This is a genomic window from Thermus sp. H19.2 (assembly GCF_054979525.1).
This window is the reverse complement of sequence record NZ_CM143429.1, coordinates 1,123,196-1,149,957: the sequence shown is the minus strand read 5'-3', so window position 1 is coordinate 1,149,957 and position 26,762 is coordinate 1,123,196. Positions and strand designations below refer to the sequence as shown.

27 protein-coding genes are annotated in these 26,762 nt (G+C 69.0%); 22 read left to right on the top strand and 5 right to left on the bottom strand.

What is annotated here, in order from left to right; all coding sequences use genetic code 11:
- Genes ACY5J6_RS06205 through ACY5J6_RS06190 form a run of 4 tightly spaced genes read left to right on the top strand, consistent with a single transcriptional unit; the run spans position 1 to position 4,852 of the window.
- Positions 1-1,128: a polysaccharide deacetylase family protein gene (locus ACY5J6_RS06205; protein WP_462844132.1), complete on the top strand. Its 1,128-nt coding sequence runs from the start codon at positions 1-3 to the stop codon at positions 1,126-1,128.
- Positions 1,125-2,123: a heparan-alpha-glucosaminide N-acetyltransferase domain-containing protein gene (locus tag ACY5J6_RS06200; protein ID WP_462844131.1), complete on the top strand. Its 999-nt coding sequence runs from the start codon at positions 1,125-1,127 to the stop codon at positions 2,121-2,123. The genes ACY5J6_RS06205 and ACY5J6_RS06200 overlap by 4 nt, the downstream gene beginning before the upstream one ends.
- Positions 2,072-2,989: a tetratricopeptide repeat protein gene (locus tag ACY5J6_RS06195; protein WP_462844130.1), complete on the top strand. Its 918-nt coding sequence runs from the start codon at positions 2,072-2,074 to the stop codon at positions 2,987-2,989. The genes ACY5J6_RS06200 and ACY5J6_RS06195 overlap by 52 nt, the downstream gene beginning before the upstream one ends.
- 3 nt (positions 2,990-2,992) lie before the next feature.
- Positions 2,993-4,852 carry an APC family permease gene (locus ACY5J6_RS06190; RefSeq protein WP_462844129.1) on the top strand — a complete coding sequence of 620 codons (1,860 nt, stop codon included), beginning with the start codon at positions 2,993-2,995 and terminating at the stop codon, positions 4,850-4,852.
- Here the strand turns inward: ACY5J6_RS06190 and ACY5J6_RS06185 are convergent.
- Positions 4,849-5,775, bottom strand: coding sequence for an AI-2E family transporter (locus ACY5J6_RS06185; protein ID WP_462844128.1), 927 nt, complete (start codon positions 5,773-5,775; stop codon positions 4,849-4,851). The genes ACY5J6_RS06190 and ACY5J6_RS06185 overlap by 4 nt on opposite strands.
- Before the next feature lie 129 nt (positions 5,776-5,904).
- Here ACY5J6_RS06185 and ACY5J6_RS06180 point away from each other — a divergent pair, with 129 nt between their 5' ends.
- The gene (locus tag ACY5J6_RS06180) at positions 5,905-6,534 is read left to right on the top strand and encodes a hypothetical protein (RefSeq protein WP_462844127.1); all 630 of its coding nucleotides are present in this window, start codon (positions 5,905-5,907) and stop codon (positions 6,532-6,534) included.
- A gap of 31 nt (positions 6,535-6,565) precedes the next feature.
- A complete protein-coding gene (locus ACY5J6_RS06175) occupies positions 6,566-7,423 on the top strand; it encodes an NAD(P)-dependent oxidoreductase (RefSeq protein ID WP_462844126.1) in 858 nt (285 codons plus the stop codon).
- Between the two features lie 86 nt (positions 7,424-7,509).
- On the opposite strand, the gene nagA is transcribed toward ACY5J6_RS06175, so the two are convergent.
- Genes nagA through ACY5J6_RS06160 form a run of 3 tightly spaced genes read right to left on the bottom strand, consistent with a single transcriptional unit; the run spans position 7,510 to position 10,365 of the window.
- Positions 7,510-8,619: an N-acetylglucosamine-6-phosphate deacetylase gene (gene nagA / locus ACY5J6_RS06170; protein WP_462844125.1), complete on the bottom strand. Its 1,110-nt coding sequence runs from the start codon at positions 8,617-8,619 to the stop codon at positions 7,510-7,512.
- 10 nt (positions 8,620-8,629) lie between these two features.
- A complete protein-coding gene (locus ACY5J6_RS06165; protein ID WP_462844124.1) occupies positions 8,630-9,670 on the bottom strand; it encodes an anhydro-N-acetylmuramic acid kinase in 1,041 nt (346 codons plus the stop codon).
- Complete coding sequence (locus ACY5J6_RS06160; protein ID WP_462844123.1) at positions 9,667-10,365, bottom strand: GntR family transcriptional regulator; 699 nt, start codon at positions 10,363-10,365, stop codon at positions 9,667-9,669. Before ACY5J6_RS06160 ends, ACY5J6_RS06165 begins: the two co-directional genes overlap by 4 nt.
- Before the next feature lie 42 nt (positions 10,366-10,407).
- Between ACY5J6_RS06160 and ACY5J6_RS06155 the strand changes: the two genes are divergently transcribed.
- The 11 genes from ACY5J6_RS06155 to lysA are packed head-to-tail and all read left to right on the top strand — an operon-like array spanning position 10,408 to position 21,447.
- Positions 10,408-11,385: a serine hydrolase domain-containing protein gene (locus tag ACY5J6_RS06155; RefSeq protein WP_462844122.1), complete on the top strand. Its 978-nt coding sequence runs from the start codon at positions 10,408-10,410 to the stop codon at positions 11,383-11,385.
- Positions 11,382-12,242, top strand: a complete 861-nt coding sequence (locus ACY5J6_RS06150) for an N-acetylmuramic acid 6-phosphate etherase (RefSeq protein ID WP_462844121.1) — start codon at positions 11,382-11,384, stop codon at positions 12,240-12,242. The genes ACY5J6_RS06155 and ACY5J6_RS06150 overlap by 4 nt, the downstream gene beginning before the upstream one ends.
- Positions 12,239-13,552: a glycoside hydrolase family 3 N-terminal domain-containing protein gene (locus tag ACY5J6_RS06145; protein ID WP_462844120.1), complete on the top strand. Its 1,314-nt coding sequence runs from the start codon at positions 12,239-12,241 to the stop codon at positions 13,550-13,552. The genes ACY5J6_RS06150 and ACY5J6_RS06145 overlap by 4 nt, the downstream gene beginning before the upstream one ends.
- 42 nt (positions 13,553-13,594) lie before the next feature.
- Entirely contained in the window at positions 13,595-13,750 is a 156-nt protein-coding gene (locus tag ACY5J6_RS06140; RefSeq protein ID WP_462844119.1) for a hypothetical protein, read from the top strand.
- Entirely contained in the window at positions 13,747-15,015 is a 1,269-nt protein-coding gene (locus ACY5J6_RS06135; protein WP_462844118.1) for an ABC transporter substrate-binding protein, read from the top strand. Before ACY5J6_RS06140 ends, ACY5J6_RS06135 begins: the two co-directional genes overlap by 4 nt.
- Positions 15,016-15,036: 21 nt before the next feature.
- Entirely contained in the window at positions 15,037-15,999 is a 963-nt protein-coding gene (locus tag ACY5J6_RS06130; protein WP_462844117.1) for a carbohydrate ABC transporter permease, read from the top strand.
- Positions 15,996-16,826 (top strand): carbohydrate ABC transporter permease, encoded by an 831-nt coding sequence (locus ACY5J6_RS06125; protein ID WP_462844116.1) that lies wholly within the window; start codon positions 15,996-15,998, stop codon positions 16,824-16,826. The genes ACY5J6_RS06130 and ACY5J6_RS06125 overlap by 4 nt, the downstream gene beginning before the upstream one ends.
- A gap of 27 nt (positions 16,827-16,853) precedes the next feature.
- Positions 16,854-18,419, top strand: coding sequence for an ABC transporter substrate-binding protein (locus ACY5J6_RS06120; protein ID WP_462844115.1), 1,566 nt, complete (start codon positions 16,854-16,856; stop codon positions 18,417-18,419).
- Between the two features lie 22 nt (positions 18,420-18,441).
- On the top strand, positions 18,442-19,449 hold the full coding sequence (locus ACY5J6_RS06115; RefSeq protein WP_462846473.1) for an ABC transporter permease: 1,008 nt from the start codon (positions 18,442-18,444) through the stop codon (positions 19,447-19,449).
- Complete coding sequence (nikC, locus tag ACY5J6_RS06110; RefSeq protein ID WP_462846472.1) at positions 19,442-20,266, top strand: nickel transporter permease; 825 nt, start codon at positions 19,442-19,444, stop codon at positions 20,264-20,266. Before ACY5J6_RS06115 ends, nikC begins: the two co-directional genes overlap by 8 nt.
- A 20-nt stretch (positions 20,267-20,286) precedes the next feature.
- Positions 20,287-21,447, top strand: coding sequence for a diaminopimelate decarboxylase (gene lysA, locus ACY5J6_RS06105; protein WP_462846471.1), 1,161 nt, complete (start codon positions 20,287-20,289; stop codon positions 21,445-21,447).
- On the opposite strand, the gene ACY5J6_RS06100 is transcribed toward lysA, so the two are convergent.
- Positions 21,444-22,127 (bottom strand): gamma-glutamyl-gamma-aminobutyrate hydrolase family protein, encoded by a 684-nt coding sequence (locus tag ACY5J6_RS06100; protein ID WP_462846470.1) that lies wholly within the window; start codon positions 22,125-22,127, stop codon positions 21,444-21,446. The two genes, lysA and ACY5J6_RS06100, sit on opposite strands and share 4 nt — an antisense overlap.
- A gap of 67 nt (positions 22,128-22,194) precedes the next feature.
- On the opposite strand from ACY5J6_RS06100, the gene ACY5J6_RS06095 reads away from it, so the two are divergent.
- Genes ACY5J6_RS06095 through ACY5J6_RS06075 form a run of 5 tightly spaced genes read left to right on the top strand, consistent with a single transcriptional unit; the run spans position 22,195 to position 26,756 of the window.
- Complete coding sequence (locus ACY5J6_RS06095; RefSeq protein ID WP_462846469.1) at positions 22,195-22,935, top strand: DeoR/GlpR family DNA-binding transcription regulator; 741 nt, start codon at positions 22,195-22,197, stop codon at positions 22,933-22,935.
- Positions 22,922-23,719: a BtpA/SgcQ family protein gene (locus tag ACY5J6_RS06090; RefSeq protein WP_462846468.1), complete on the top strand. Its 798-nt coding sequence runs from the start codon at positions 22,922-22,924 to the stop codon at positions 23,717-23,719. Before ACY5J6_RS06095 ends, ACY5J6_RS06090 begins: the two co-directional genes overlap by 14 nt.
- A 2-nt stretch (positions 23,720-23,721) precedes the next feature.
- The gene (locus tag ACY5J6_RS06085) at positions 23,722-25,194 is read left to right on the top strand and encodes an FGGY-family carbohydrate kinase (protein WP_462846467.1); all 1,473 of its coding nucleotides are present in this window, start codon (positions 23,722-23,724) and stop codon (positions 25,192-25,194) included.
- Positions 25,187-25,957, top strand: a complete 771-nt coding sequence (locus ACY5J6_RS06080) for an SDR family NAD(P)-dependent oxidoreductase (RefSeq protein WP_462846466.1) — start codon at positions 25,187-25,189, stop codon at positions 25,955-25,957. Before ACY5J6_RS06085 ends, ACY5J6_RS06080 begins: the two co-directional genes overlap by 8 nt.
- Before the next feature lie 13 nt (positions 25,958-25,970).
- Positions 25,971-26,756, top strand: coding sequence for a carbohydrate ABC transporter permease (locus ACY5J6_RS06075; protein WP_462846465.1), 786 nt, complete (start codon positions 25,971-25,973; stop codon positions 26,754-26,756).
- Positions 26,757-26,762 lie beyond the last annotated feature (6 nt).

The window sequence follows — 26,762 nt, the reverse complement described above, 5'->3', positions numbered from 1 at the left end:
ATGCTCTTCCTTCTCCTCGCCCTCGCCCCCCTGCCCTACGTGGAGGGTTTCGGCCCCGCCAAGCCCCTGCCCCACGAGTCCCTGCCCGCTCTCCACCTCCCCCTGCCCGAAGCGGTGCGGGCGGTCTACCTCTCCAACGGCCACCTGGAGGTGGCCCACGTGGTGCTGCAGGTGCCCAGGGAGGGGGCCACCCCGTCCCGCCTTTTGGGCTTGGCCCAGCGGGCCCTGGAGCTGGCCCTCTCCGCCCGCTCGGGCCTCGGCGAGGTGGATCTTTCCCTCTACGCAAGCCCTTACCGGGGGCCGGGGGACTTCCCCCTTTTCACCGTCAGCGTGCCCAGGGAACGGGCCAGGGAGTTCTTGGGTCTAAAGGAGCCTTCCGGGTATGAGCGGCTTTGGCTCAACCCGGGGCTTGTGCCGGGGCGCTCCCCTGAGCCGGTGTTGGAGGATCGTCCCCGCCTGGAGGAGCCCGCTCCCTTCCAGGGCCGGGAGAAGGCCCTCCAGCTCCTGCAAAGCCGCGCAGGGCCCCGGGGAGGCGTCCTCTACCACGGGAGCCCGGCCTACCCCTACGCCGCCCTCACCTTTGACGACGCCCCCCACCCCCTCTTCGCTCCCCTTCTCCTGGACACCCTGAGGCGGCTTGGGGTGAAGGCCACCTTCTTCGTCATCGGCCGCAACGCCGAGGCCTACCCTTACTTCGTTCGCGACCTGGTGGCGGCGGGCCACGAGCTCGGCAACCACACCTACCACCACGTGCGCCTGCCGGGCCTTTCCCAGGAGGCCATCCGGGAGGAGATCCTCCGGTGCAACGAGGTTCTGGAGGACCTCACGGGCGCGCCTCCCCGCTACTTCCGTCCCCCGGGGGGCCGCTTTGACCGCACCGTGCTCCGGGTGGCCCGGGAGCTCGGCCTCACCACGGTCTTCTGGACCGATGACCCTGGGGATTACGCCGGTCTTTCCCCCCAGACCCTGGAAGCCCGCCTCCAGGCCCACCTCCGCCCTGGGGGAATCGTCCTCCTCCACGACAACGTGAGGGCCACCCTCGAGGTCCTCCCCCTCTTCCTCCGCCTGGCCAAAGCCCGGGGCCTGGCCCTGGGCCCCGTTTCCGGCCTTCAGCAGGCCAAGAGATGAGAAACCCTGCCCTGGACGCCTTTCGGGGGCTCACGGTCCTCCTTATGCTCCTGGTGAACAACCTGCCCCCGGGCGCCCCCTCGTGGATGGGCCACGGCCCCTTCGGCCACAGCTACTACCTGGCGGACTGGGTCTTCCCCTGGTTCCTTCTCGCCATGGGCGCGGCTATTCCCATGAGCCGGAGAGGCTTTCTTCGGCGGGGTCTTCCGGGATGGCGCTACGAGGCGCGCCTTCTCCGCCGCGCCCTCCTTCTCTTCCTCCTGGGCCTTGGCCTGACCAGCCTCCAGGTGGGCCGTCCCGTTTTTGCCCTGGACGTGCTCCAGCTCATCGCCCTGGCCTACCTCTGGGCCGCCTGGCTTTACGACCTCCCGCCCCTCCGGCGCCTTCTCCTCGCCCTCCTCTTCCTCCTGGGCTACGGGGCGGCCCTCCTCTTGGTGCCCGTGCCCGGGGTGGGGGCGGGGGTGTACCGTGAGGACGCCAACCTCCCCCTCCACCTGAACCGCACCTACCTGGCTCCCCTGGGCCTCCGGGGGCTCCCCTCGGCGGTGCCCACAGGAGGGTTTGCCCTTCTGGCCACCTTTCTGGGGGAGGCCCTCTTGGAAGGGCGGCGGGGGAGGATCCTGGCCCTGAGCCTTTGGGGCCTCCTCCTTGGCCTCTTGGGGCAGTCCCTTCTCCCCCCCGACAAGACCTACTGGACCCCCCCTTACCTCTTCCTGGCCCTGGGGGTGGGAGCCTTTCTCCTCTTGCTCCTGGAAGGGCTTCCCCCCTGGGCCCAGGTTCCCTTGCGGCCCCTGGGGGCCAACCCCCTTCTGGCCTATATCCTTCCCGTAGCCCTCAAGCTCACCCTTCTCAAGGCTCCCCTGGCGGCCCTCCTTGCCCTTCTCACCGCCCGGTTTGGCGTTCTTGGGGGCTGGGCCTGGACGGCGGGGTATATTCTCGGGTGGTGGCTCGTATTCTTCGGGTTTTACCGCTGGCGCTTTTTCTTCCGGCTTTAGCCTTTCCCCTCCGCGGCCAGGAGTTCTCCACCCTGGTCCAGGACTCCTACCGGGAGGTGAGGGGGGCCCCTCCCTTCCTCCCCTGGCTGGAAGGGGCTTACGCCCGGGCTTTTGGCGGCTCCCTGGAGCAGGCCCTGAAGGAGGAGGGGAGAAGGGGGGGCCTCGAGGCGGCCCGCTTCGCCTTCCTCTTGGTGAAGCGCCTCCTTCCCCACTTCAGCCTGGAGGAGGGGTACGAGTTCGCCTACGCCGCCCTCAAGGGGGAGAGGCAGTGCTTGTTGCAGGCGGTTCTGGTCCAGGGGCTTTTGCAGGAGATGGGTTACGAGGCCGGGGTCTACATGGTCTGGCGGAACCCGGAGGGGAAGGAGAGCAACCTGGGCCATGCGGTGGCGGTCCTACGCCTTGGGGGCAGGGACTACCTGGTGGACCCCTCTGAACCCGAGCCCTTCGCCCGCCACCGGGGCCTTTTCCTGGACACCGCAATGGGGTACCGCTTTGTGGAACCGGTTTACACAGATGGGGGTGGTATCGTGGGCTACCGTTTTCAGGGCAGGGTCTTGAGGCCGGAAGAGGTCCGGCCCTTACCCTTTGCCTTCCTCCGCTCCCAGTTCTACTACTACCGGGGGGAGCAGGCGAGGGGAGGGGTCTTCGCCAAACCCCCTACCCGCCAAGGCCTGGAGCGCTCCTTAGGCATGCTGGAGCGGGCCGTGGCCCTGGACCTCAAGAACCCCCTGGCCCTTTACGTCCTGGGGCTCACCAAAAGGAAGCTCCACCGGGGAGGGCAGGTGGAGTTGGAGGCGGCCTTCCGCCTCTACCGGGCCTTCGGCCACGTCCCCGAGGGGCCGCGGCGGGCCCTGGGCCTCCCTTAGGGCATGGCCGCCCCCCCTTCCCCCAAGGAGGAAGGCCGCTACCCCTGGTGGCAGGTGATGTGCCTCACCGGGGTGGACTACTTTTCCACCCTGGGCTACCAGCCGGGCATCGCCCTTCTGGCGGCGGGGCTCCTTTCCCCCCTGGCCACCTTGGCCTTGGTGCTCTTCACCCTTTTCGGGGCCCTGCCCGTTTACCGCCGGGTGGCGGAGGAAAGCCCTCACGGGGAGGGCTCGGTGGCCATCCTAAGCCGCCTTTTCCCCGGCTGGCGGGGGAAGCTCCTGGTGTTGGTGGTCCTGGGCTTTATGGCCACGGACTTCACCCTCACCATCACCCTCTCCGCCGCCGACGCCGCCGTTCACCTCCTGGGCAATCCCCTGGCTCCCCCCTGGCTTCAGGGGCACCAAGTGGGCCTCACCCTATTTCTCATCGCCCTTTTGGGCTTCGTCTTCTACCTGGGCTTCCGGGAGGCCATCGGGACGGCGGTGGTCCTCACCTTGGGTTACCTGGCCCTGAACGTCTGGGCCCTCCTGGCTGCCCTGCCCCACCTGGAGGGGGCTCATCTTACCCGTTACCTCGAGGCCCTCTTCCGCCAGTACCCCGACCCCCTGCCCCTCCTCCTAGGGGTGGCCTTGGCCTTTCCCAAGCTGGCCCTGGGGCTTTCCGGCTTTGAGACCGGTGTGGCGGTCATGCCCCTTATCAGGGGTGCCCCCGGGGACGACCCCCAGAGGCCCTGGGGCCGGATCCGCAACACCCAGCGCTTGCTCACCGCGGCCGCCCTCATCATGGGGGTGCTTCTTTTGACCAGCAGCCTGACCACCGCCCTTCTCATCCCCCCGGACCTCTGGGGGAGCGAGGAGGTCTCGGGCCGGGCCATCAGCTACCTGGCCCACCGCTACCTGGGGGAGGGGGTGGGAAGCCTCTACGACCTGGCCTCCATCCTCATCCTTTGGTTCGCCGGGGCCAGCGCCATGGCCGGCCTTCTCACCATCGTGCCCCGCTACCTGCCCCGCTTCGGCATGGCCCCGGAGTGGGCCCGGCAGGAGCGCCCCCTGGTGGTCTTCTTCACCGTCATCGCCTTTGCCGTTACCCTGGCCTTCCGGGCCCGGGTGGAAGCCCAGGCAGCGGCCTACGCCACCGGAGTTCTGGTGGTCATGGCCTCGGCGGCCTTCGCCGCCTACTGGCTGGACCGCCGGGCGCAAAGCCCCCGGGCTCTGTACCACGGGGGCTTGCTCCTGGTCTTCCTCTACGTTTTGGTGGCCAACGTCCTCGAGCGCCCGGACGGGGTCAAGATCGCCTCCTTCTTCATCGCCGCCACCCTTCTCGTGTCCTTCACCTCGCGGGCCCTCCGCTCCTTTGAGCTCCGGGTGGAGCGCTTCCTTCCCGACGAGGAGGCCGAGCGCCTCATCGCCCGCTTGGGGGAGGGGACGGGGCCGATCCGCTTGGTGGCCCACCGCCCCGAGCGGCCGAGCCCCTACGCCTACCTGGAGAAGGAACGGCGTATCCGCGAGATCGGCCACATCCCTTCCACCGATCCCGTCTACTTCGTGGAGGTCTACGTGCAAGACCCTTCGGAGTTCAGCGCCGAGGCCCGGGTCTGGGGGGTGGATCACCCCCAGTACAGGGTCTTCCGCATCATCGGCACCTCGGCCCCCAACACCCTGGCCGCCTTCCTCCTCTATCTCCGAGACCGCACGGGCAAGCGGCCCCACATCTACTTTGAGTGGCCCGAGGAAAGCCCCCTGCAGGCGGCCTTGGACTTCCTCCTTTTCGGCGAGGGGGACGTGCCCACCCTGACCCACGAGGTCCTAAGGCGGGTGGAGCCGGACCTGGGACGGAGGCCCCTGGTCCACGTGGGGGGCTAGCCTCGCCAGTGGCGCAAAAGGCCCGCCGCCAGGATGGTCATGGGCACCGCCAAGAAGATGCCCAGGAAGCCAAAGAGCTTCCCAAAGGCGAAGATGGCCAGGAGCACCAAGGCGGGGTGGAAGCCCAGGGTGCGCCCGTAGATGAGGGGGATGAGCACCTTGCCTTCCAGAAGGGCGATGACCCCGTAGCCCAGGAGGACCAAAAGAGCGGCCAGGGGCCCCTTGGCGGAGAGGGCCAAGAGGGTGGCGAGCAAGGCGGTGGTGAGGCCTCCCACGAAGGGTACCACCTCCAGCACCCCGCCCATGACCCCCAGGGCCAGGGGGCTCGGCACCCCTAGGAGGAGGAGCCAGTTCCCGAAGAGGAGGGCGAAGGAGAGGGCGATGAGGAACTGGGCCCGGGCCCAGTAGCCCATGCGGCGCCAGGTGTCCTCCAGAACCCGGTCCCAACCCTGTCCGGGCAAGTAGGGGGCGGCCCGCTGCACCAGGTGGGGCTCGAGGCTGATCATCACCGCCAGCACCAGGGCGAGGACCAGCTCGGAGACCGTCTCGGCCGCGCGGGCAAGAAGCCCTCCCGCCACCCGCACCGAGGCGGCCAGAGAGGCGGTGAGGTCGCCCGACACCAGACCGAGGTTGGACTCCATCCATGAGACTGTCTGAGGAAGAAGCTCGGCCAGGTGGCGGAACTGGGCGGCGAGCAAAGGCGCTGCCAGGAAGCCCCCCAGGGCCACCACCCCCAGGACCAGGAGGTAGGCCAGGATAACCGCGCTGGGGTGGGGGAGACGGCGCCCCAAAAGCCTCGCCGCCGGGTCCAGGGCGGCGGCCAGGGTGAAGGCCAGGAAGACCCAGAGGAGAAGGGAGTAGAGGCGGGCTAAGGCCCAGAGGCCCAGGAGGAAAAGGCCCAGGCTGAGGAACCAGCGTCCCATGCCCTTCACTCTATTCCCGGGGGAACGGCCTGGAAGGAGTAGAATGGGGACGAGGTGGCCACGTCAGCCTTCTGGGCAAGGCTAGGGGTTGCGCTTCTCCTCTTTGCGGCCTGTGCCGAGGGACCCGTGGTGCCCCGTCTCGTCGTCGGCTCGGTGGGTACGTGGAACCAGGGGGCCGGGGAGAAGGGCCTGGCCTTCGCGGTGGCCGCTTCTCCCGTGAAGAGCGGAACCGTTTCGGTGGCCTTGACCACGCCGGAGGGGACGGTCCTCCAGCGCAGCTTTCCCGTGCAAGCCCTTTTCGGTCCCCAGCCCGTCTCGGGCTGGTGGGTGGACGCTCTTCGGCCGAGGCCGGGGGGGTACCGCTTGGAGGCCCTCTTTCCCGGCGGGCTCTACGTTTCCCGGGAGTTGGCGGTGGACCCCGCCTTCCTCCTGGATCCCGTGGGCACCCCCTCCCTGAGCTTCGGGGAGGAGCTTGCCCTGAGCTGGCAGGGCGTGGAGGAAGCCCGGGTTTACTACCTGGAGCTTTGGCTCCTGGACAGCTCGGGGACCCCCAAGACCCTCTACCCCCTCATGGGCACCCGGGCCACCGAGGTGAGGCTTGGGCTCGGAAGCCTGGGCCTCTTACCAGGAGAGTACCGGGCCCGGGTCTTCGCCCTGAGCGCCAATGTCTGGGATTTTCCTAATCTAAAGAGCGAGTTGGCCTTTCCCTTCAACGTTTCCTCTGCCTGGAGCAACATCGCCATCTGGAATGGCCCCTGAAGCCAAGGCCGGGCTGGGGTAGCATGGGGGCATGCGCAGGGTAGGTTTTGTCGGACTGGGGCGCATGGGCCTGCCCATGGCCAAGAGCTTGGCCCGGGCGGGGTACGAGGTCCTGGCCTGGAACCGCACGCCCAAGGAGGCGGGGGGCCTCACCCTGGTGGGAAGCCCCAAGGAGGCGGCGGGAACGGGCCTGGTCATCACCATGCTGGCGGACGACGTCGCTACGGAGGCGGTTCTAGGGGAGATCCTGGAGGGACTTCCCCAGGGGGGCCTCCACATCGCCATGAGCACCCTGGGGGTGCCTTACTCCCGCGCCCTCTGGGAACGGCATAGGCGCGCGGGGAGGCGCTACCTGGCAGCCCCCGTCTTCGGCCGTCCCGAAGCGGCGGCCAAGGGGGAGCTCAGGATCGTGGTGGCGGGAGCGCCCTCGGACGTGGAGGAAGCGAGGTCCCTCCTGAAGGCCCTGGGGGTGGAGGTCTACGAGGTGGGGGACGCCCCCCACCTGGCCCACGCGGTGAAGCTCGGGGGGAACTTCCTCATCGCCAGCATGCTCGAGGCCCTCTCCGAGGCCTACGTGCTGGTGGAGAGGAACGGGGTGAGGCGGGAGGCCTTTTACGAGGTGGTGCGGGCCTTTTTCCGCTCCCCCGTTTACGAGAACTACGGCCGTATCCTCCTGGAGAGGCGCTTTACGCCCCCGGGTTTCGCCCTGCGCCTGGGGCTTAAGGACGTGCGCCTCATCCACCAGGCGGCGGACACCACCCACACGCCCCTGCCCCTCGGGCACCTCCTCCTAGACCGCTTTCTTGAGGGGATGGCCCGGGGGATGGGGGAGGAGGACTGGACGGCGGTGCTGAAGCTCGCCGAAGCCCAGGTGGGCCTCGAGGGCTAAATGCCCGCACGTCCGTTTCGCAACATGGGTTGCCCGGACCAGGGCTGGGATGAGGCTCTTTTGGGGTCCCCGCCGCGGCGGGGTACTTAGGAGCCTTCCCGCCTTTGCTTGGTGCTCTCTTCAAGGAGCGCAGGGGCCGCCCGCCTGCCCCCCAGGTAGACGGCTTCCACCCGGAGGCCCTCGTCAAGCACCACCAGGTCGGCCCGCTTGCCGGGGGCGATCTCCCCCCGGTCGGAAAGGCCCAGGTAGCGGGCGGGGAGGGTGGAAAGCCTCCTTGCGGCCTCCTCGAGGGAAAGCCCGAAGGCCACCAGGTTGCGGAGGGCCTGGTCCATGGTGAGGGCGCTCCCCGCCAGGCTCTCCCCGAGCCACACCCCCTCCCCCCGCTTCTCCACCCGGTGGGCCCCCAAGGGGTAGACCCCGTCCGGCATCCCCGCCGCCGCCACGGCGTCGGTGACGAAATAGAGGCCGGGGATGCTCTTTAAGGCTAGGCGCAGGGCGGCGGGGTGGACGTGGAGGCCGTCCGGGATGAGCTCGGCCCAAAGGCCTCGCTCCAGGGCCAGGCCCACCACCCCTGGGGCGCGGTGGTGGAGGGGGGTCATGGCGTTGTAGAGGTGGGTGAAGCCCACCGCCCCCGCCTCCAGGGCGGCCAGGGCCTCGGCGTAACTTGCGGCGGTGTGGCCCATCTGGACCCGCACCCCCCGCTCGGCCAAAAGGCGCACCAGCTCCAAGGCCCCCGGGAGCTCGGGGGCCAGGGTGACCACCCGGACGGGGGCCAGGGAAAGCCACCTCTCCGCGAGGTGCGGGTCGGGGAGCCGGGGGAAGGGGGGCTGGGCCCCGAGGCGCTTGGGGCTGATGAAGGGGCCTTCCAGGTGGGCGCCCAGGAGGGCCTCGCATTCCGCCATGGCCTCGCCGATGCCCCGAAGGGCCTTTTCTATGGCCTCCGGGGGCGCAGTGACGGTGGTGGGGAGGAGGCCCGTGGTGCCCCGCTGAAGGTGGAGGCGGGCCATCCTGAGCACGGCCTCCTTCCCCTCCATGGCGTCCGCCCCTAGGCCCCCGTGGACGTGCAGGTCTAGGAAGCCGGGGAGGATATAGGGGCCTTCCACCCTGGTCTCCTCGAGGGCCTCTATCCGCTCGGAGAAGAAGAGCCTTCCTTCCACGAAGCCCCTTTCGGTCAGGATCCTTCCTTCCAGCACCATGCTTCCTCCTTCAGAAGGGCTCCACCACCTGCCCCGCCCGCACGTCCCTCCCCCCTGTGGCCCGGCCCAGGACGTTCGCCTCCCCCCGGGCGTGGAGGTAGGCCAGGAGGGCGAAGGCCAAGGGCTCCCGCACCTTGGGGTTCTCCATGACCTCCACGGGCAGGGCTTCCTTTAGGAGGGCCACCAGCACCCGGTTCCGGGCCCCGCCCCCCGCCAGGAGGACCCGGTCCACGGGGCCCACGAAGCGGTGGTAAGCCAGGACGATGCTCCGCGCGGTGAAGGCCAGGAGGGTCTTGAGGAGGGTGGCGGGGTCCCCGGGAAGGCGGGGGAGGGCCTGGAGGCGCCACACCTCGCGCCCCGTGGTCTTGGGCGGGGGTCTTTGGAAATAAGGGTGTTGGAGCCAGAGGGCCAGGGCCTCCTCCTCCACCCTGCCCCTTTCCGCCAGGTCCACGGCCTTTTCCGGGGAGAGGCCGAGCCCTTGGGCCGCCTCGTCAAAAAGGCAGACCCCAGGGCCGGTGTCCAGGGCCAAGAGGGTGTTGGGGTCGCGGCCCCGGAAGGCGGTGAGGTTGGAGATCCCTCCCAGGTTGTGGACGCTTTGGAAAAGCCCCTCCTCCCCGAAGAGGAGGAGGTCCGGGTAAGCCACCAAGGGGGCCCCCTCTCCTCCCGCCGCCAGGTCCACCGCTCGGAAGCCGAAGACCACCGGTACCCCTAGGGCCTGGGCCAGGTAGCTCGCCTCTCCGATCTGGAAGGTGGCCCGGGGGGGCTCGTGCCAGAGGGTCTGCCCCGAGAGGCCCACCAGTTCCGCCTCCCCCCGGAAGGGGAGGGCGGCCTCGGCGTAGAAGCGGCCCAGGTCGTGGTGCAGAAGGGCCACCTCCCGGGTAGAGGCCTCCCGCATGGCCCCCAGGACACGCCGTCTGAGGTCCTCCGGGTAGGGCACCTCTCGGTGGGCTAAGACCCGGTGCCGGAGGTCCTTGGGTCCCCCAAAGAACTCCGCCAGGACCAGGTCGGCCCCGTCGGCGCTGGTGCCGGACATGATCCCCAGAACCCTCATAGGAGCTCCACCAGAAGCTCGTACCGGTCCCCCCGGTAGCGGCTCTTCACGAACTCAATAGGGCTACCATCTGGGAGGAAGCTCACCCTTTCCAGATAGAGGAGAGGGCTTCCCGGTTCCACCCCTAAAAGCCGGTCCTCCTCCCGAGCGGCCACGGCCCGGAGGCGCTGGAGGGCTCGGGCCGGGCGGAGACCCTTGGCCTCGAGGGCCCGGTACAAGGAGCCTTCCGGCGGTCCCTCCAGGGCCCAGGCGGGGAGGGTGGCCCGCTCCAGGGCCATGGGCTCCCCATCGGCGATCCGGAGGCGTTCCAGGCGCAAGACCTTTTCCCCGGGGGAGAGGCGGAGGTGAAAGGCCTCCTCTGCCGTGGCCGGGCCCTTTTCCCACCGGAGGAGGCGGGTGGCGGGGGTAAGCCCCAGGGCGCGCATCTCCTCGCTGAAGCCGAGGAGCTTGGCCCGGAAGGTGGCCCGCCGGGCCACGTAGGTGCCGCTTCCCCGCCTGCGCACAAGAAGCCCCTCCTCCGCAAGCAGGTCCAAGGCGCGGCGCAGGGTGTCCCGGGAAACCCCAAGGCCCTGGGCCAAGGCCCGCTCCGGGGGAAGGCTTGAGCCGTACTCCCCCCTAAGAAGGGCGAGCTTGAGCCGCTCCGCCAGGGCCAGGTACTTGGGTCCCCCTTCCCCCGGGGCCATCCCCCTAAGCATACCACTTGCCTACCAATCCCCTACCAGTTTAAACTCAGGGGCATGCGGGCCAGGGGCATCCTGGAGGAGGCGGTGGCCCGGGGCGTGGTGCCCGGGGCGGCCTTCGGCGTGGTCCACGCCGACGGGCGCCGGGAGAGCTTCCACCTGGGCTTCGCCCAGCTCGTGCCCGAGCCCGTGCCCCTCGAGGCCGGCTTCTACTTTGACCTGGCCAGCCTCACCAAGCCCCTCTTCACCCTCAAGGAGACCCTGAAGGCGGTGGAGGAAGGTCTCCTGGACCTAGACGATCCCCTTGGGCAGCACCTTCCCGAGCTCCTCTGGCTCAAGGACCACCCCCTGAAGGCCAAGACCGTGCGGGAGCTTCTGGCCCACACCTCGGGACTTCCCGCCTGGGAGGCGGTCTACACCTGGGGCTTGGGCGAGGCCCTAAAGGCCCGTCTCCTCCAGCACCCTTGGCCCCTTGGGGAGCCCGCCTATTCTGATATCGGCTACATGCTCCTCGGCATCCTTTTGGAAAGGGTGCGGGGCAGGCCCCTAAAGGACTTCCCCCTCCCTCCCGGCCTCACCTTTAGCCCTCCTCCGGAGCGCACCGCCGCCACCGAGAAGTGCCCCTGGCGGGAAAAGGTGCTCAGGGGGGAGGTCCACGACGAGAACGCCTTCGCCCTGGGGGGCGCGGCGGGGCATGCGGGCCTCTTCGGCACCCTGGAGGGGGTGCTGGAGGAGCTCCTGGCCATCCTGGAGGGGCGCTGGCTTTCCCGGGCGGCCTTGGAGGAGATGCTCCGTCCCCACGGGGAGAGGCTCCTTTCTTGGGAGCGGAAGCGCCCGGGCTGGCACGGGGGAAGCCTCGCTTCGGAGCGGGCCTTTGGGCACACGGGCTTCACCGGGGTGGGGGTGTGGGTGGACCCTCTCCGGGGCTACGCCTGGGCCCTCCTCACCAACGCCGTCCACCCCACCCGCCACCGCCCCTCCATCGCTCCCCTGCGCCGGGCGGTGGCCAACGCCCTGGCCGCGGAGGTGGCATGACGGAGGACGTGGCCAAGCGCTACCGGGACCTGGACCTCTGGCCTCCTAGGGAGGTTTTGGAGGTCCTCTACGAGGGACAGCTCCGGGCCCTCTCCGCCCTGAAGGCCGCCCTGCCCGCCCTGGAGCAAGCCGCTTTGGCTGCGGCGGGAAGGCTTAGGGAAGGGGGGCACCTGGTCTACGCCGGGGCGGGGACCAGCGGCAGGTTGGCCGTTCTGGACGGGGTAGAGCTCTGGCCCACCTTCGGCTTCTCCAGGGTGCGTTTCCTCCTGGCGGGAGGGGAAGGGGCCTTTCTGAAGGCGGCGGAAGGGGCGGAGGACGACCTGGAGGAGGGCCTCGCCCAGGGGCGGGCCCTTGCCCCGGAAGACGTCCTGGTGGCGGTGGCGGCCAGCGGTGCCACCCCCTTTACCCTGGGGGCCCTGCGGGGGGCGAAGGGGGTGGGGGCCCTCACCGTGGCCCTGGCCAACGTCCCCGGTGCCCCCCTTTTAGAGGAGGCCCACCACCCGGTCCTCCTGGACACGGGCCCCGAGGTGGTGGCGGGGAGCACCCGCTTGGGGGCGGGGACGGCCCAGAAAGCGGCCTTGAACCTCTTCTCCACCTTGGTCATGGTCCTCTTGGGCCGGGTCTACGGGAACCGCATGGCCCGGATGCGGGTGGGCAACGCCAAGCTCCTAAGGCGGGGCGCCGCCATGGTGGAGGAAATGGCCGGGGTAGGGGAGAGGGAGGCCATGGACCTCCTCCGGGTCCACCCCGAACCCGCCCTCGCCGCCCTGGTGGCCTTGGGGCTTTCCCCGGAAAGGGCGGAAGCCCTCCTGGAGGAGAGGGGGGTCCGGGAGGCGCTCAAGGAGGTGGGGAGGTGAGGCTTTTGGCCATGGTCCTGGGACTCGGGGTGGCGGCGGCGCAGGCGGGGAGCTTCCTGGTGGTGAGCTTCAAGGGAAGCGAGCCCCCCTGGGACCTCCTAAGGCGGGTCCGTCCCGCCGGGGTGATCCTCTACCCCTCCAACCTGCGCCAAGACCCGGAGGGCCTGGTCCGCCGCCTCAAGGCCTTTGACCCCAAGCTGGTGCTCTTCGTGGACCAGGAGGGGGGACCCTTCACCTCCTACCGGGAGGGGGTGGTGCGCTTCCCCTCGGCCATGGCCCTTTCGGCCAGCGGAGACGAGGCCTTGGTGGAGCGGGTGGGCTGGGCCCTGGGGTGCCAGGTGCGCCGCCTGGGAGCGGACGTGAACCTGGCCCCGGTTTTGGACGTGAACGTCAACCCGCAAAACCCCATCATCGGCCTCCGTTCCTTCGGGGCTGACCCCGAGCGGGTGGCCCGCCTAGGCCTGGCCTTCGCCCGGGGGGTCCTGCGCTCGGGGGCCAGGCCCGTGGGCAAGCACTTCCCGGGCCACGGGGACACCGCCACCGACTCCCACCTGGACCTTCCTCGGGTGGACAAGCCCCGGGATGCCCTGGAAAGGGTGGAGCTCCTTCCCTTCCGTCGCTACGTGGCCGCGGGGATGCCCGCCCTCATGACCGCCCACATTCTCTTTCCCGCCTTGGACCCGAAGCTCCCCGCCACCCTCTCGGAGGGCATCCTGACGGGGCTTTTGCGAAGGGAGATGAGGTTTAAGGGGGCGATCCTTACCGACGACATGGCCATGGGGGCCATCAAGCGGAACTACGGGGCTCCCGAGGCCGCCCTCCTGGCGGTGCGCGCGGGGGCGGACCTCCTCCTTTTGGAGCCCGACGAGGGGGCCATCCTCGAGGTCCACACCCGTTTGCAGAAAGCTCTGGGCAAGGAGATCCCCAGGTCCCGGCCGGAGGAGGCCAAAAGGCGGGCCCTGGCCCTCTTGGCCCAAAGAGGGGAGTGCCCCTTCGGCCCTAAGGAGGAGGAGGCCTTGGCCCTGGAGGCCGCCCGCCGGGGGGTGGTCCACCTCTTCGGGCCCTTGCCCATCCCGGGCCCGGGGACCCTGGTGGTGGGCCTCGAGGTCACGGACCGCTACGGGGCGGAGCCCACCTTGGCGGACCTGGCCCCCATCTACCTCCGGGGAAGCCGGGGCCTGGTCCTTTCCGAGGACCCTTCTCCCCAGGAGGTGGCCCGGGCGGTGGCCGAGGCCAAGGGAGCGGAGCGGGTGGTCCTCTCCACCTTCCACTGGCTTGGGGCCTTCAAGGAAGGCCAGAAGGCCCTTTAGCGGGCTCTTCTGGCTCTGGGCAAGCCCCTTTTCCTCGTGGCCTTGGGCAACCCCGACGACCTCCGCCACCTGGAGGGGAGGCCCCAAGGCTACCTGGCGACCCACGGCTACCGCGCGGTCCAGGTGCGGGCCGCGTTGGAAGCCCTGGCGGGGGTGTACACCCCCACCGGGCAATGGGTGTTTGGAGGTGAGCCATGAGAAAGCTGTTCGGTGCCCTGTTGCTCCTTTTGGGTCTGGCTTCGGCCCAGAAGCTGGTCCTGGCCAGCTGGGGAAGCCAGGAGGAGATCCAGGCCTACCAGCAGGTCCTGCGCCTTTTCCAGGAGAGGAATCCGGGGATCCAGGTGGAGTACATCAACATCCCCTCCAACGAGTACCTGGCCAAGATCACCGCCATGATGGCCGCCGGGACCCCGCCGGACGTCTTCTTCCTCAACAACATAGACTTCCCCGGGATGGCCTCGAGGGGGGTCCTGAAGCCTCTGGACCCCTTCCTGAAGCGGGACCGCTACCCCACGGGGGACATCTTCCCGGGCATCCTCAAGGCTTTCCAGTGGGAAGGGGCCCAGTACGGTCTGCCTCGGGACGTCTCTAACCTGGTGGTCTTCTACAACCGCGACCTCCTGCGCAAGGCAGGCCTCCCCGACCCCAAGCCCGACTGGACCTGGGAGGACTTCCTGCGCTACGCCAAGGCCCTGACCCTGGAAAAGGACGGCCGCCGGGTCCAGTGGGGGGTTTCTTTCCAGACCTTCTACCTCTTCTGGCAGCCTTGGGTCTGGTCGGCGGGGGGACGCTTCTACAGCCCCGACCACAGCAAGTTCCTCCTGAATGGCCCCGCTTCCCTGGAGGGCCTCCAGTTCTACCTGGACCTCCGCTACAAGCACCACGTGGCCCCCACCCCCGAGGAAGCCCAGGACCGGGGGGCCTTTACCATGTTCCTCAACGGCCAGACGGGCATGATCGTGGACGGCCGCTGGCGGGTGCCTACCCTGAAGGCCCGGGCCAAGTTTGACTTCGACGTGGTTCCCTTCCCCCGGGGCAAGGCGGGGAGCATCGTGGACATAGACGGCTCTGGTTGGGTGATGGCCGCGGGCACCAAGAACCCCGAGGCCGCCTGGAAGCTCCTCGCCTTCCTGGCAGGCCCCGAGGCGAGCCGGATCTTCACCAAGACGGGCCTCATCATCCCGGCTCGGGGGGTGGACGTGAGGAACGTGGAAAAGAGCATTCAAGGCCTCAAGGACTTCTTCGTTCCCCCGCCTCCCAAGAACCAACAGCACTTCCTCACGGTGAACCGCACCGCCCGGCCCACGGAGACCTTTGAGCGGTGGAACGAAGCCCTGCAGCTCATCAACAAGGCCTTGGAGCCCGTCTGGCAGGGCAAGGCCGACCTGAAGGCCGCTCTGGACGGCGTGGCCCCACAGGTGCAGAAGATCCTGGACGAGGTCCAGGCGGCCAGGAAGCGCTAGCCTAGGAGGCCAGGAGGCCCCGTGCGCATCTACCACCGCTTTCCTCTCCTTTTCCTCCTGCCCTCTCTGGCGGGCTTCCTGGCCTTTAACCTGGGGCCTATCCTCACCAGCCTCCTCCTTTCCTTCGTGGACTACGACGGGCTCAGGCTCCTTACCCTAATGACCTTCCAGGAGAAGTGGGTAGGCCTGGAAAACTACCGCCGCCTTCTAGAGGACCCCGTCTTTCGCAAGGCCTTCTGGAACACCCTCTTTTACGTGGGGGTGGCGGTGCCCTTGGAAATGGTCCTCGCCCTGCTCCTCGCCCTGGGCCTCAACCGGCCTTGGCGGGGGGTGAAGGTGCTCCGCACCCTTTACCTCCTGCCCACGGTGACCAGCGTGGTGGCGGTGGGGCTCCTGTGGCGCTGGGTCTTGAACCCCACGGTGGGCCCCGTGAACCTCTTTCTCCGCTTCGTGGGGGAGAAGCTTTCCGCCTTATGGCGCCTCTTCGGGGCCGAGCCTCCCGCCTTTTTGGCCTGGCTGGCCCGGGAGGGCCCCGGCTGGCTTTCCGACCCCAATTGGGCCATGTGGGGGGTCATCCTGGCCTCGGTCTGGGCGGGGGTGGGCCTCAGGATGCTGATCTTCCTGGCAGGGTTGCAAAATATCAACCGGGAGTACCTGGAGGCGGCGAGCCTGGATGGGGCGAATGGCCTCCAGCGCTTCTTCTACGTGGTCCTCCCCCTCCTTTCTCCCACGGTCTTCCTCAACGCCCTTCTCGCCATGATCGGGGGCTTCCAGGTCTTCGGCCTGGTCTACACCATGACCGGGGGGGGCCCCTTGGACAGCACCAACGTCCTCATGCTCTACCTTTACCGGAAGGCTTTTGGGACTTTTCCCTTTGAGATGGGGTACGCCTCGGCCATCGCCTGGGTCCTCTTCCTCATCCTCTTCGCCCTCACCTACCTGCAGTGGGTCCTGAGGCGCCGCTGGGTTCTGGAGGAAGCGTGAAGAAGCTTTTGGGCAAGCTCTGGGACGCTCTAGTCTATCTACTTCTCCTCCTGGGGGGGCTCACCATGCTCGTCCCCTTCTTCTGGATGGTCTTCACCAGCCTCAAGGCCCCGGGGGCGGTCTTTGACCTGCCCGTGGAGGTGTGGCCCCGGGAGCTTCACCTGGAGAACTACCAGAGGGTGCTCACCGCCGTCCCCTTCGGCCGCTGGTACCTGAACTCTCTCCTGGTGGCCCTAGGGCTTGCCTTCCTTAACCTCACCAGCGGGGCCATGGCGGGCTACGCCTTCGCCCGCTTCCGCTTTCCCGGGCAAGGAGCCCTCTTCCTCCTCTTCCTCGCCACCCTGATGATCCCCGTGCACGTCCTCATCATTCCCCTTTTCATCCTCATGCGGAACCTGGGGTGGGTGGACACCTATTACGCCCTCGTCCTCCCGGGGCTCTTTGACGCCTTCGCCATCTTCCTCATGCGCCAGCACTTCCTGCAGCTTCCCCGGGAGCTGGAGGAGGCGGCCATCGTGGACGGGGCCACCCCCTGGCAGGTCTACTGGAAGGTGGCCCTGCCTTTGGCGGCCCCCGCCTTGGCCACCCTGGGCACCTTCACCTTCCTGGCGGGGTGGAACAGCTTTCTCTGGCCCCTGATCGTCACCCACTCCCTGGAAATGCGCCCCCTTACCGTGGGGCTGGCGGTTTTCCAGAACCAGTTCTCCACCGAGTGGACGGTGCTCATGGCGGGCCTCACCCTGGGCACCCTTCCCCCCATCCTGGTCTTCCTCCTGGCCCAGCGCTACTTCATCCAGGGGCTTACCCTGGGCAGCCTGAAAGGTTAGAATGGGGCGGTACAAGGAGGTCAAGGAATGAAGCGCGGGTTTTGGCTGGTACTTACGGTTTTGGCGGCTATGGGCTACGCCCAAGACCGGACCCAGGTCCTGGTCTACGGCGGGGACTTCACCGACCTCATCACCCTGGACCCCCAGGTGGTCTACGAGTTCAGCGGGGTCTTGATCGCCGACAACCTCTACGAGACCCTGGTGCGCTTTGAGGGGAACGACCTCTCCACCCTCCGCCCGGGGCTTGCGGAAAGCTGGAAGGTGGAGCGGGGCAAGGACGAGTGGGTCCTCACCTTCACCTTGCGCAAGGGGAGCCGCTTCTCCACGGGCCGGGAAGTCACGGCCAAGGACGTGGTCTTTAGCTTTGACCGCGCCTTGGCCCTGAAGGGCCCCGGTTCCTTCCTCTACACCGAGATCGCCGGGCTCAAGCCGGGGGCCTACCGGGCTCTGGACCCCTACACCGTGGAGGTGCGCCTTCCCAAGAGCGCTTCGCCCCAGTCCTTCCTCTCCATCCTCACCTTCACCATCGGCGGGGTGGTGGACTCGGAGGAGGCGCAGAGGAACGCCAAGGGGGGCGACTACGGCAAGGACTTCTTGAGCAACAACTCGGCGGGGTCTGGGCCCTACCGCCTGGTGCGCTGGGACCGGGGGAGCCAGGTGATCCTCGAGGCCAACCCCTACGCCCGCGTCAAGCCCAAGGTCCAGCGGGTCATCCTGCGCTACATCCAGGAGCCCGCCGTGCTCCGCACCGCCTTGGAGTCCGGGGAGATCGATATCGCCGAGGGGCTTACCCCCGAGGCCCTGAGGGCCATCGCCGCCAACCCCCGCTTTAAAGTCCTGCGGGCGGAAACCCTGAGGCTCCAGTACCTGGGCATGAACATGAAACCGGGAAGCCCCTTCGCCAACCCCAAGGTGCGGGAGGCGGTGCGCTATGCGGTGAACCAAGACGAGCTCATCCAGGGCCTCCTCCAGGGGAACGCCCTCAAGATCCAGACCTTCATCCCCAAGGGGCTTCTGGGCTACAACCCCGCCACCCCCTACGCCTACGACCCTGCCCGGGCCAGGAAGCTCCTGGCCGAGGCGGGCTACCCCCAGGGGCTGGAGTTTGAGCTTCTGGTGAGCACCGGGATCTGCGGCGGCGGGGTACCCTGCCCCGACGTGGCCGCCAAGCTTCAGGCGGACATGGCCAAGGCGGGCTTGAGGGCCCGGATCCGGGCCATCGCCAACGCCGAGCTCCTCGCCACCTACCGGGCCCAGAACCACCAGATGGTCCTGGCGGGCTGGAGCCCCGACTTCCCTGACCCCGACGGGAACGCCACCCCTTGGGCGGACTATGGCGCCCGCTCCTTGGCCTGGCGGAACAGCTACCAGGACGAGGTGGCCGCCCGTCTCGCCCGGCAGGCGGCCTTGGAGGCGGACACTAATAAGCGCAAGGCCCTTTACAAGGTCCTCACCGAGCGGGTGCTCCACCAGGGGCCTTACGCCGTCCTCTACCAGCCGGCCCAGCCCATCGCCCTCTCCGCCAAGGTGGAAGGGTTCCTCAAGAACCCCATGATGTCCTCCCCCCTGTGGCAGGTGAGCAAGCAACCGTAGCTCCCTTTTCCAGGCCCTCCCCATGGCCTCCTACCTCCTCAAGCGCCTCGCCTACGTGCTCCTGGTGGGCCTGGGGATCACCTTCGTCACCTTCTTCGTCTCCCAGGTGATCCCCATAGACCCCGCCGTGGCCGCCCTGGGGGAGAACGCCCGCGAGGAGCAGATCCGGGAGTTCCGGGAGCGCTACGGCCTGGACCGGCCCCTCCTGGTCCAGTACGGCCTCTACCTGAAGCGCCTTCTAGAGCTGGACCTAGGCCGCTCCTTGCGCACGGGAAGGCCCGTGGCCGAGGACCTCATGGAGTTCTTTCCCGCCACCTTGGAGCTCGCCTTGAGCGCCTTCTTGGTGGCCCTTCTCCTGGGCCTTCCCGCGGGGATATGGGCGGCCCTCCGGCAAAACCGCCCCCCCGACCTCCTGGTGCGCCTCTTCGCCCTTCTTCTCGGCTCTACCCCCGTCTTCTTCCTGGCCATCCTCCTCTTGGACCTCCTCCACCGCAGGCTGGGCCTGCTGCCGGGCCCCGGACGGCTGGACCCCTTCCTCCTGCCTCCCCCTAGGATCACGGGCGTGGTGAGCCTGGACGCCCTCCTGGCGGGGGACTGGGTGGCCTTTCGGGACGCCCTGGCCCACCTGGTCCTCCCCGCCCTGGTGCTGGGCTCGGCCTCGGCAGCCCTCCTCGCCCGCATGGTGCGGGCGGCCATGCTGGAGGTCCTCTCCCAGGACTACATCCGCACCGCCTGGGCCAAGGGGCTTTCCGAGGGGCAGGTGGTCCTGCGCCACGCCCTCAAGAACGCCGCCCTGCCCGTGCTTACCCTTCTTGGGGGGCTTCTTGGAAGCCTCCTCTCCGGGGCGGTCCTCACGGAGACCATCTTCTCCTGGCCCGGCCTCGGCCGCTACGTGACCCAGTCCGCCACCAGCCTGGACTTTCCCGCCGTCATGGGGGTCACCCTCCTGGTGGGGGTGGTCTACTCCCTCTTGAACCTGCTGGTGGACCTCCTCTACGCTCTCTTGGACCCGAGGATCCGCTATGCCTAAGCTCCTCCGCCGCTTCCTCCGCAACCCCGGGGCGGTTTTGGGCCTCCTCCTCCTCGCCGGGCTTTTCCTGGTGGCGGCCTTGGGGCCCGCCCTGGTGGGGGACCCCTTGGAGCAGAACCTCCTGGAAAGGCTGAAGCCCCCAAGTCCCGCCCACCCCCTGGGCACCGACCAGCTGGGCCGGGACGTCCTGGCCCGGGTGGTCCACGGGGCCCGGATCAGCCTGGGGGTGGGGTTCGGGGTGGTCCTCCTGGCCTCGGCCATCGGGGTGGGGGTGGGCCTCCTGGCCGGGGGGCTCGGGGGGGGCTGGGACAACCTCCTCATGCGCCTCACCGACATCTTCTTCGCCTTTCCGTCCCTGATCCTGGCCATGGCCATCGCCGCCGCCCTGGGGCCTAACCTAACGAACACCGTCTTGGCCGTGGCCCTGGTCACCTGGCCCATCTACGCCAGGCTGGTGCGGGCCCAGGTCCTGGCCCTGAGGGAACGGGAGTTCGTGGAGGCGGCGCGGGCCTTGGGGGCGGGGTGGGGCAGGATTCTCCTACGCCACCTCCTTCCCAACAGCCTCACCCCCGTGCTGGTGCAGGCGAGCTACGAGGTGGGCGGGGCTATCCTCACGGCGGCGGGGCTTTCCTTTATCGGCTTCGGGGCCCAGCCCCCCACCCCGGAGTGGGGGGCCATGGTGGCCGAGACCCGCAACTACATGGCCGAGGCCCCCTGGGCGGCCACGGCCCCGGCGGTGGCCATCCTCCTCACCGTCTTGGCCTTCAACCTCCTGGGGGACGGGCTCCGGGACGTGCTGGACCCTAGGGGACGTTGAGCCTGCGAAAGGGGTATGCCGTGCCTGCCCTCAACCCTGGTTTTCTCCGAGCTTTAAAGGAAGCCCTCGCCCTTTACCCCACTCCCTTCTACGCCTACGACTGGAGCCGGATCCGGGAGCAAGTGGAGAGGCTCAGGCGAGCCTTTCCCAAAGCCCGCTTCTTCTACGCCCTGAAGGCCAACCCCCGCCTGGGCCTCCTCCGCCGCCTGCGCGTCCTGGGCTTCGGGGCCGAGGCGGTCTCCTTAGGGGAGGTCCAGAGGGCCTACCGGGCGGGCTTCGCCCCCGAGGAGGTCCTGTGGAACGGCCCCGTGAAGACAGAGGAGGCCCTTTGGGCCCTGAAGGAGCGGCCTCCCTGGGTGGTCCTGGACTCGGAGGAGGACCTCCTGCGGGTGGCCCGTCTTCTTCCGGGGGCCAGGGTCCTTCTCCGGGTAAACCCGGATCTTCCCGTGGCCACCCACCCCCACCTGGCCACGGGGAGGGGGGAGAGCCAGTTCGGGGTTCTGCCGGAGGGGGTGCCGGAGTTGGTTGCCCTCGCCCGAGAACGGGGCCTCAGGGTACTCGGCCTCCACCTGCACCTGGGCTCCAAGCTGGAGGACCCCGGGGACTTTCTCGCGGGGTACCGGGTGCTGGAGGCGCTCTTCCCCAGGGTAGGCCCCATGGAGGTTCTGGACCTCGGGGGCGGGTTTGGGCTTGGGCTGGACCTCGAGGCCCTACGGGAGCCCGTGGAGGCCCTGGCCGGGCTTTACGGGGCGGAGGTCTTCCTGGAGCCCGGCCGCTACCTGGTGGCCGAGGCCGGGGTGTTGGTGGCCCGGGTGGTGGGCCGGAAGCGCACCCGGCGGAACTACCTCCTCCTGGAGGCGGGGATGACCAGCCTCCTCCGCCCTGCCCTCTACGGGGCGGTTCACCCCGTCCTGCCCCTCTACGAGGGGGGGGAGGAGGAGGTCTACGACCTGGCGGGCCCCGCCTGCGAGGCGGGGGACGTGCTCGCCCGGGGGGTGCGCCTGCCCAGGCCCAAGGAGGGGGACGCGGTGGCGGTCCTCGAGGCCGGGGCCTACGGTTCCAGCATGGCCCTCACCTACCTGGATACCCCCCGGCCCCTGGAGCTCCTCTGGACAGGGGAAGGGTGGGAGGTCCTGCGGAGGAGGGAGCCCCTGGAGGCCCTGTGGGCGGAGGAGGGCTAGACCGTCTTGAAGAGGCCGAAGAGGGGCCAGTGGGCCACCAGAAGCTCCGGATGCCACTGCACCCCCAGGTAGAGGGGGTGGCCCTCCAGGACCACGGCCTCCACCAGGCCGTCTTTGGCCAGGGCCGCGGGCCTAAGGCCCTTCCCCAGGGCCTTCAGGCCCTGGTGGTGGTAGGAGTTGACCCGGAAGCGGGGGGGAAATAGGTGGCCCAAGGGGCTTTCCCCCACGAGCTCTACCCCGTGCCCCAGGGCTCCCCAGGCGGGGGGGCTTTTCTGGTAGTGTTGCAGGGGAAAGCCCGCCCGGCCCAGGTCCTGGTGGAGGCTTCCTCCCAGGGCCACGTTGAGGACCTGGACTCCCCGGCACACCCCGAGGAGGGGAAGCCCTCTTTCCGCAGCGTAGCGGGCCAGGAAGACCTCGAGACCGTCCCGCTTCGGGTCCACTTCCCCAAGCTCGGGGAGGGGCTCCTCCCCGTAGAGGGCGGGGTCCACGTCCCCGCCTCCCGGCAGGAGGATTCCGTCCAGGTGCCGAAGGAGCCTCTCTAGGGCGGTTTCGGGCTGAGGGGGAATCAGGACGTAGGCCAAGCCCTGGGAGGTTAGGGCCTCGAGGTAGGCTTCCCAGAGGCCAAAGGAGGATCGGCCCTCGAGGGCCTTGCGCTGGGTGGCCACGCCGATAAGGCGCATGGAGGGATTCTACCCCTGAGGGCGGCCCTTGACAACTTCGCTCAAAATCGCTTAAATATGAGCAACCATGCCTCTGGCGGCCGAGCGAAGGGATCGGCTTCTCGCCCTCCTTAGGAACCACGGGGCCCTCAGCACCCGGGAGCTTGCGGAGCACCTGGGGGTTTCCGAGGCCACGGTGCGCCGGGACCTGGCCCTTTTGGCCCAGAGGGGCCTCCTCCGGCGGGAACACGGGGGGGCCCTGCTTCCGGAAGCCGAACCCCCTTACGCCGAGAAGCTCCAGCGGAACCAGAGGGCCAAGGAGGCCATCGCCAAGAGGGCGGCCCTTCTGGTGCCCGATGGGGCCACCGTGGTCCTGGACTCGGGGACCACCGCCTTGGCCCTGGCCCGTCTCCTGGCGGGGAGGCCCATCCGGGTGGTGGCCCTGGACCTCCCCGTGGCCCAGGCCCTGGCCCAAGGGCGGACGGAGGTCCTCTTGCCTGGGGGAAGCGTGCGCAACGGTTTCTTCAGCCTGGTGGGCTCCTGGGCAGAGGAGCTTTTGGCCCGGGTGCGGGCCGACCTTTTCTTCTTGGGGGCGGACGCCTTTGACCTGGAAGGGGTCACCAACCACACCTTTGAGGAGGCGGCGGTCAAGCGGAAGGCCGTGGAGGTGAGCCGAAAGACCGTCCTCCTCACCGACGGGAGCAAATGGGGGAAGAGGGCCCCGGCCTTCGTGGCCCCCCTGGGGGCCCTGGACCTGGTGATCACCGACCTGAAGGAGCCTGCCCTCCGGGAGCGGGTGAGGGTGGAGGTGGTGGATGGAGCGTTTTGAGGCCCTTTTCGGCAGGAAGCCCGTCATCGCCATGGTGCACCTGAAGGCCCTCCCGGGTACCCCCCTTTACGACGGGGACCTGGAGGCCATCGTGGAGGCGGCCCGAAAGGACCTCCTGGCCCTGCAGGAGGCCGGGGTGGAGGCGGTGATGTTCGGCAACGAGAACGACCGCCCCTACGAGCTCTCCGTGGACCGGGCCAGCGTGGCCGCCATGGCCTACGTCATCGGGCGGCTTAAGCCCCTCCTCCGGGTGCCCTTCGGGGTGGACGTCCTCTGGGACCCCCTGGCCACCATGGCCCTGGCGGCGGCCACCGGGGCCCGGTTCGCCCGGGAGATCTTCACCGGGCTTTACGGCTCGGACATGGGGCTTTGGGAAGGGAGGGCGGCCGAGGCCCTGCGCTACCGGAAGCGCCTTCTGCGGGACGACCTCTTCCTCCTCTACAACGTTTCCGCCGAGTTCGCCTCCCCCCTGGACGGGAGGCCCCTTCCCGAGCGGGCAAAAAGCGCCGTCTTCTCCAGCCTGGCGGACGCCGTCTTGGTCTCGGGTCCCATGACGGGGGAGGGGGTGGCCCTAGAGCACCTCCGGGCGGTGAAGGAAGCCCTGCCCCAGGTCCCCGTCCTCGCCAACACCGGGGTGCGCCACGAGACGGTGGCCGAGATCCTGGAGGTGGCGGACGGGGTCATCGTGGGCACGGCCCTTAAACGGGACGGGGTCACCTGGAACGAGGTGGACCCTGACCGGGCCCGAAGCTTTATGGAAATCGTTCGTAGCGCAAGGGGGTAGGCGTGGTCCTGGGCGTGGACGTGGGCACCACCGCGGTGAAGGTCCTCCTCCTGGACGAGGAGGCGAGGCTCCTTCGGGCGGCGGAGCGCACCCACCCCCTCCTTACCCCCCACCCAGGCTTCGCCGAGGAGGACCCCGAGGCCTGGTGGCGGGGGGCGGTGGAGGGTATCCGGGAGGTCCTCATGGGCCTGGACCCCAAGGGGGTGCGGGCCCTGGGGGTCTCGGGGATGGTCCCCGCAGTGGTCCTCCACGACGGGGAGGGCAGGCCCCTCGCCCCCGCCCCCCTCCAGAACGACGCCCGTGCGGTAGAGGAGATCCGGGAGCTCAGGGAGCGCTTCGGAGACGACTGGCTCTTCGCCCGCACCGGGGCCACCTGGAACCAGCAGGTGGTGGCCCCCAAGCTCCTCTGGTTCCGCCGCCACCTCCCGGAGGTGTGGGCGCGGGTACGCTGGGTCTCGGGCTCCTATGAGCACGTGGCCTTCCGCCTCACGGGCGTCCGCTACCAGGAGGCGAACTGGGCCCTGGAGTCGGGGCTTTGGGACCCTAGGGAGGGGGCCTGGCTCAAGGAGGTGCTGGATGCGCTGGGGGTCCCGGAGGACCTCTTCGGGCCGGTGCGCTGGCCCACGGAGGTGGTGGGGGGGCTAACCCCGGAGGCCTCCTTGGCCACGGGGCTTCCCCAGGGGCTTCCCGTGGTGGCGGGGAGCGCCGACCACATCGCCGCCGCCCTGGCCGCCGGGCTCCTTTCCCCGGGGGAGGCGGTGCTGAAGCTCGGGGGGGCCGGGGACTTCCTCTACGCCGTGGAGCGCTTTGACCCCGTGCCGGAGCTCTTCATCGACTTCCACGATGTTCCCGGTCTTTACGTCCTCAACGGGTGCATGGCCACCACGGGAAGCCTCCTCCGCTGGTTCCGGGACGCCTTCCGCCCCGGGGCGGGCTTCCCCGAGCTGGACCGGGAGGCCGAGGCCCTGCCTGCGGGGAGCGAGGGGCTTTTGGTCCTCCCCTACTTCTTGGGGGAGAAGACCCCTATCCACGACCCGGAGGCCCGGGGCACCGTGGTGGGCCTTACCTTAAGCCACACCCCCGCCCACCTCTGGCGGGCCCTTTTGGAAGGGGTGGCCTACGCCTACCGGCACCACGTGGAGGTGCTGGGGGGGAGGGGGTACCGGGTGGACCGGTACTTCGCCGTGGACGGCGGGGCAAGGAGCCCCCTTTGGCGGAGGATCTTGGCCAGCGTCCTCGAGGCCCCGGTGGAGCACCTTCTGGGGGGCGAGAGGGGAAGCGCCTACGGGGTGGCCTTCCTGGCAGGGGTGGCCGTGGGGCTTTGGGGGTTTAGGGACCTCAAGCGGGAGGTGGCGGGGGTGACGGAGCCCGAGCCCGGGTGGGTGCCCGCCTACCGGGCCCTCTATCCCCTCTACCGGGAGGTCTACCTGCGCCTGAAGGACCTTTACCCCAGGCTCAGAGGTGGTTATGCCTAACGCCTTGGTGACGGGAGCGGGAACGGGGATCGGCCGGGCCATCGCCGAAAGGCTCGCCCGGGACGGCTTCAGGGTCTGGGTTACGGACCTGGACCCGGAGGCGGCCCGGAAGGTGGCCGAGCCCCTCGGCATGCCCCACCTGGGGCTGGACGTGACAGACCGAAAGGCCCTGGAGGCCGCCCGGGAGCGGGTCTACGCCGAGGACGGGCGGCTGGACGTCCTGGTGGCCAACGCCGGCGTGTCCACCATGAACCGCTTCCTAGACCTCACGGAGGAGGAGTGGGACTTCAACTTCCGGGTGAACGCCAAGGGCACCTTCCTCACCCTGCAGACCTTCGCCCGGGCCATGGTGCGCCAGGACCTCATGCCGGGCCGGGAGCTTCGGGGCAAGATCGTCGCCACCGCCTCCATGGCCGCCCGCCAGGCCGCTCCCCTTCTTGCCCACTACTCCGCCAGCAAGTTCGCCGTCTTGGGCCTGGTGCAGGCGGCGGCCAAGGAGCTCGCTCCTTACCGCATCACGGTGAACGCGGTGAACCCCGGGTTCGTCCGGACCTCCATGCAGGAGCGGGAGGTGAGGTGGGAGGCAGCCTTGCGGGGCCTGACCCTCGAGGAGGTCCTGGAAGATTATGTGCGTCAAACCCCCTTGGGGCGGCTGGAGACCCCGGAGGACGTGGCGGGGGTGGTGGCCTTCCTGGCGGGGCCGGACTCCGACTTCATCACCGGGGAGGCCCTGGAGGTGAACGGTGGCGCCTGGATCTTCTAGGGGGCTCCGCTTTTTGGCGAGCGCCCTGCTCTTTGCCTTCTCCTTGGCCTTCCTCCTCCCCCTCCTCTGGACCCTGCGAAGCGCCCTCCTCCCCGAGGGGCTGGCCTACGCCCTTCCCCCCGCCTTCGGCCCCTGGACCCTGGAGAACTTCACCAGGGTCCTGGAGGGTCCTTTGGGACGCGCTTTCCGCAACAGCTTCCTGGTGGCCTCCCTGGTGGTCCTCCTGGGCCTGCCCCTGGCGGCGGGGCTGGGGTATGCCCTCGCCCGTTACCGCCTGGGGGGGCATGGGCTTCGCTTCGCCGTCCTGGCTACCCAGATGCTTCCCCCCGTCGTCCTGGCCCTGCCCCTCTTTGCCCTCTTTCGGGAGCTTGCCCTGGCGGGCACCCTGGCGGCCTTGGTCTTGGCCTACCTGGCCTTCGCCCTTCCCTTCATGGCCTGGCTTCTCATGGGCTTCTTCCAGGGGTTCCCCCGGGAGCTGGAGGAGGCCGCCCAGGTGGACGGGGCCACTCCCCTTTCCGCCTTCTTCCGGGTGGTCCTGCCCCTATCGGCCCCCGGACTCTTCGCCGCCGGGGTCTTGGGGTTCCTCCTCTCCTGGAACGAGTTCCTCTTCGCCCTCCTCCTCTCCGGGCGGGAGACCCAGACCATCCCCGTGGCCCTTTCCACCCTCGTCACCCAGCGGGGGGTCCTCTTCGCTCAGGTGGCGGCGGGGGTGGTGCTCTCGGTGCTTCCCGTGGCCCTTCTCGCCCGCACGGTGGACCGGTACCTGGTGGAGGGTCTCACCCTGGGGGCGGTGAAGTAAAGGAGG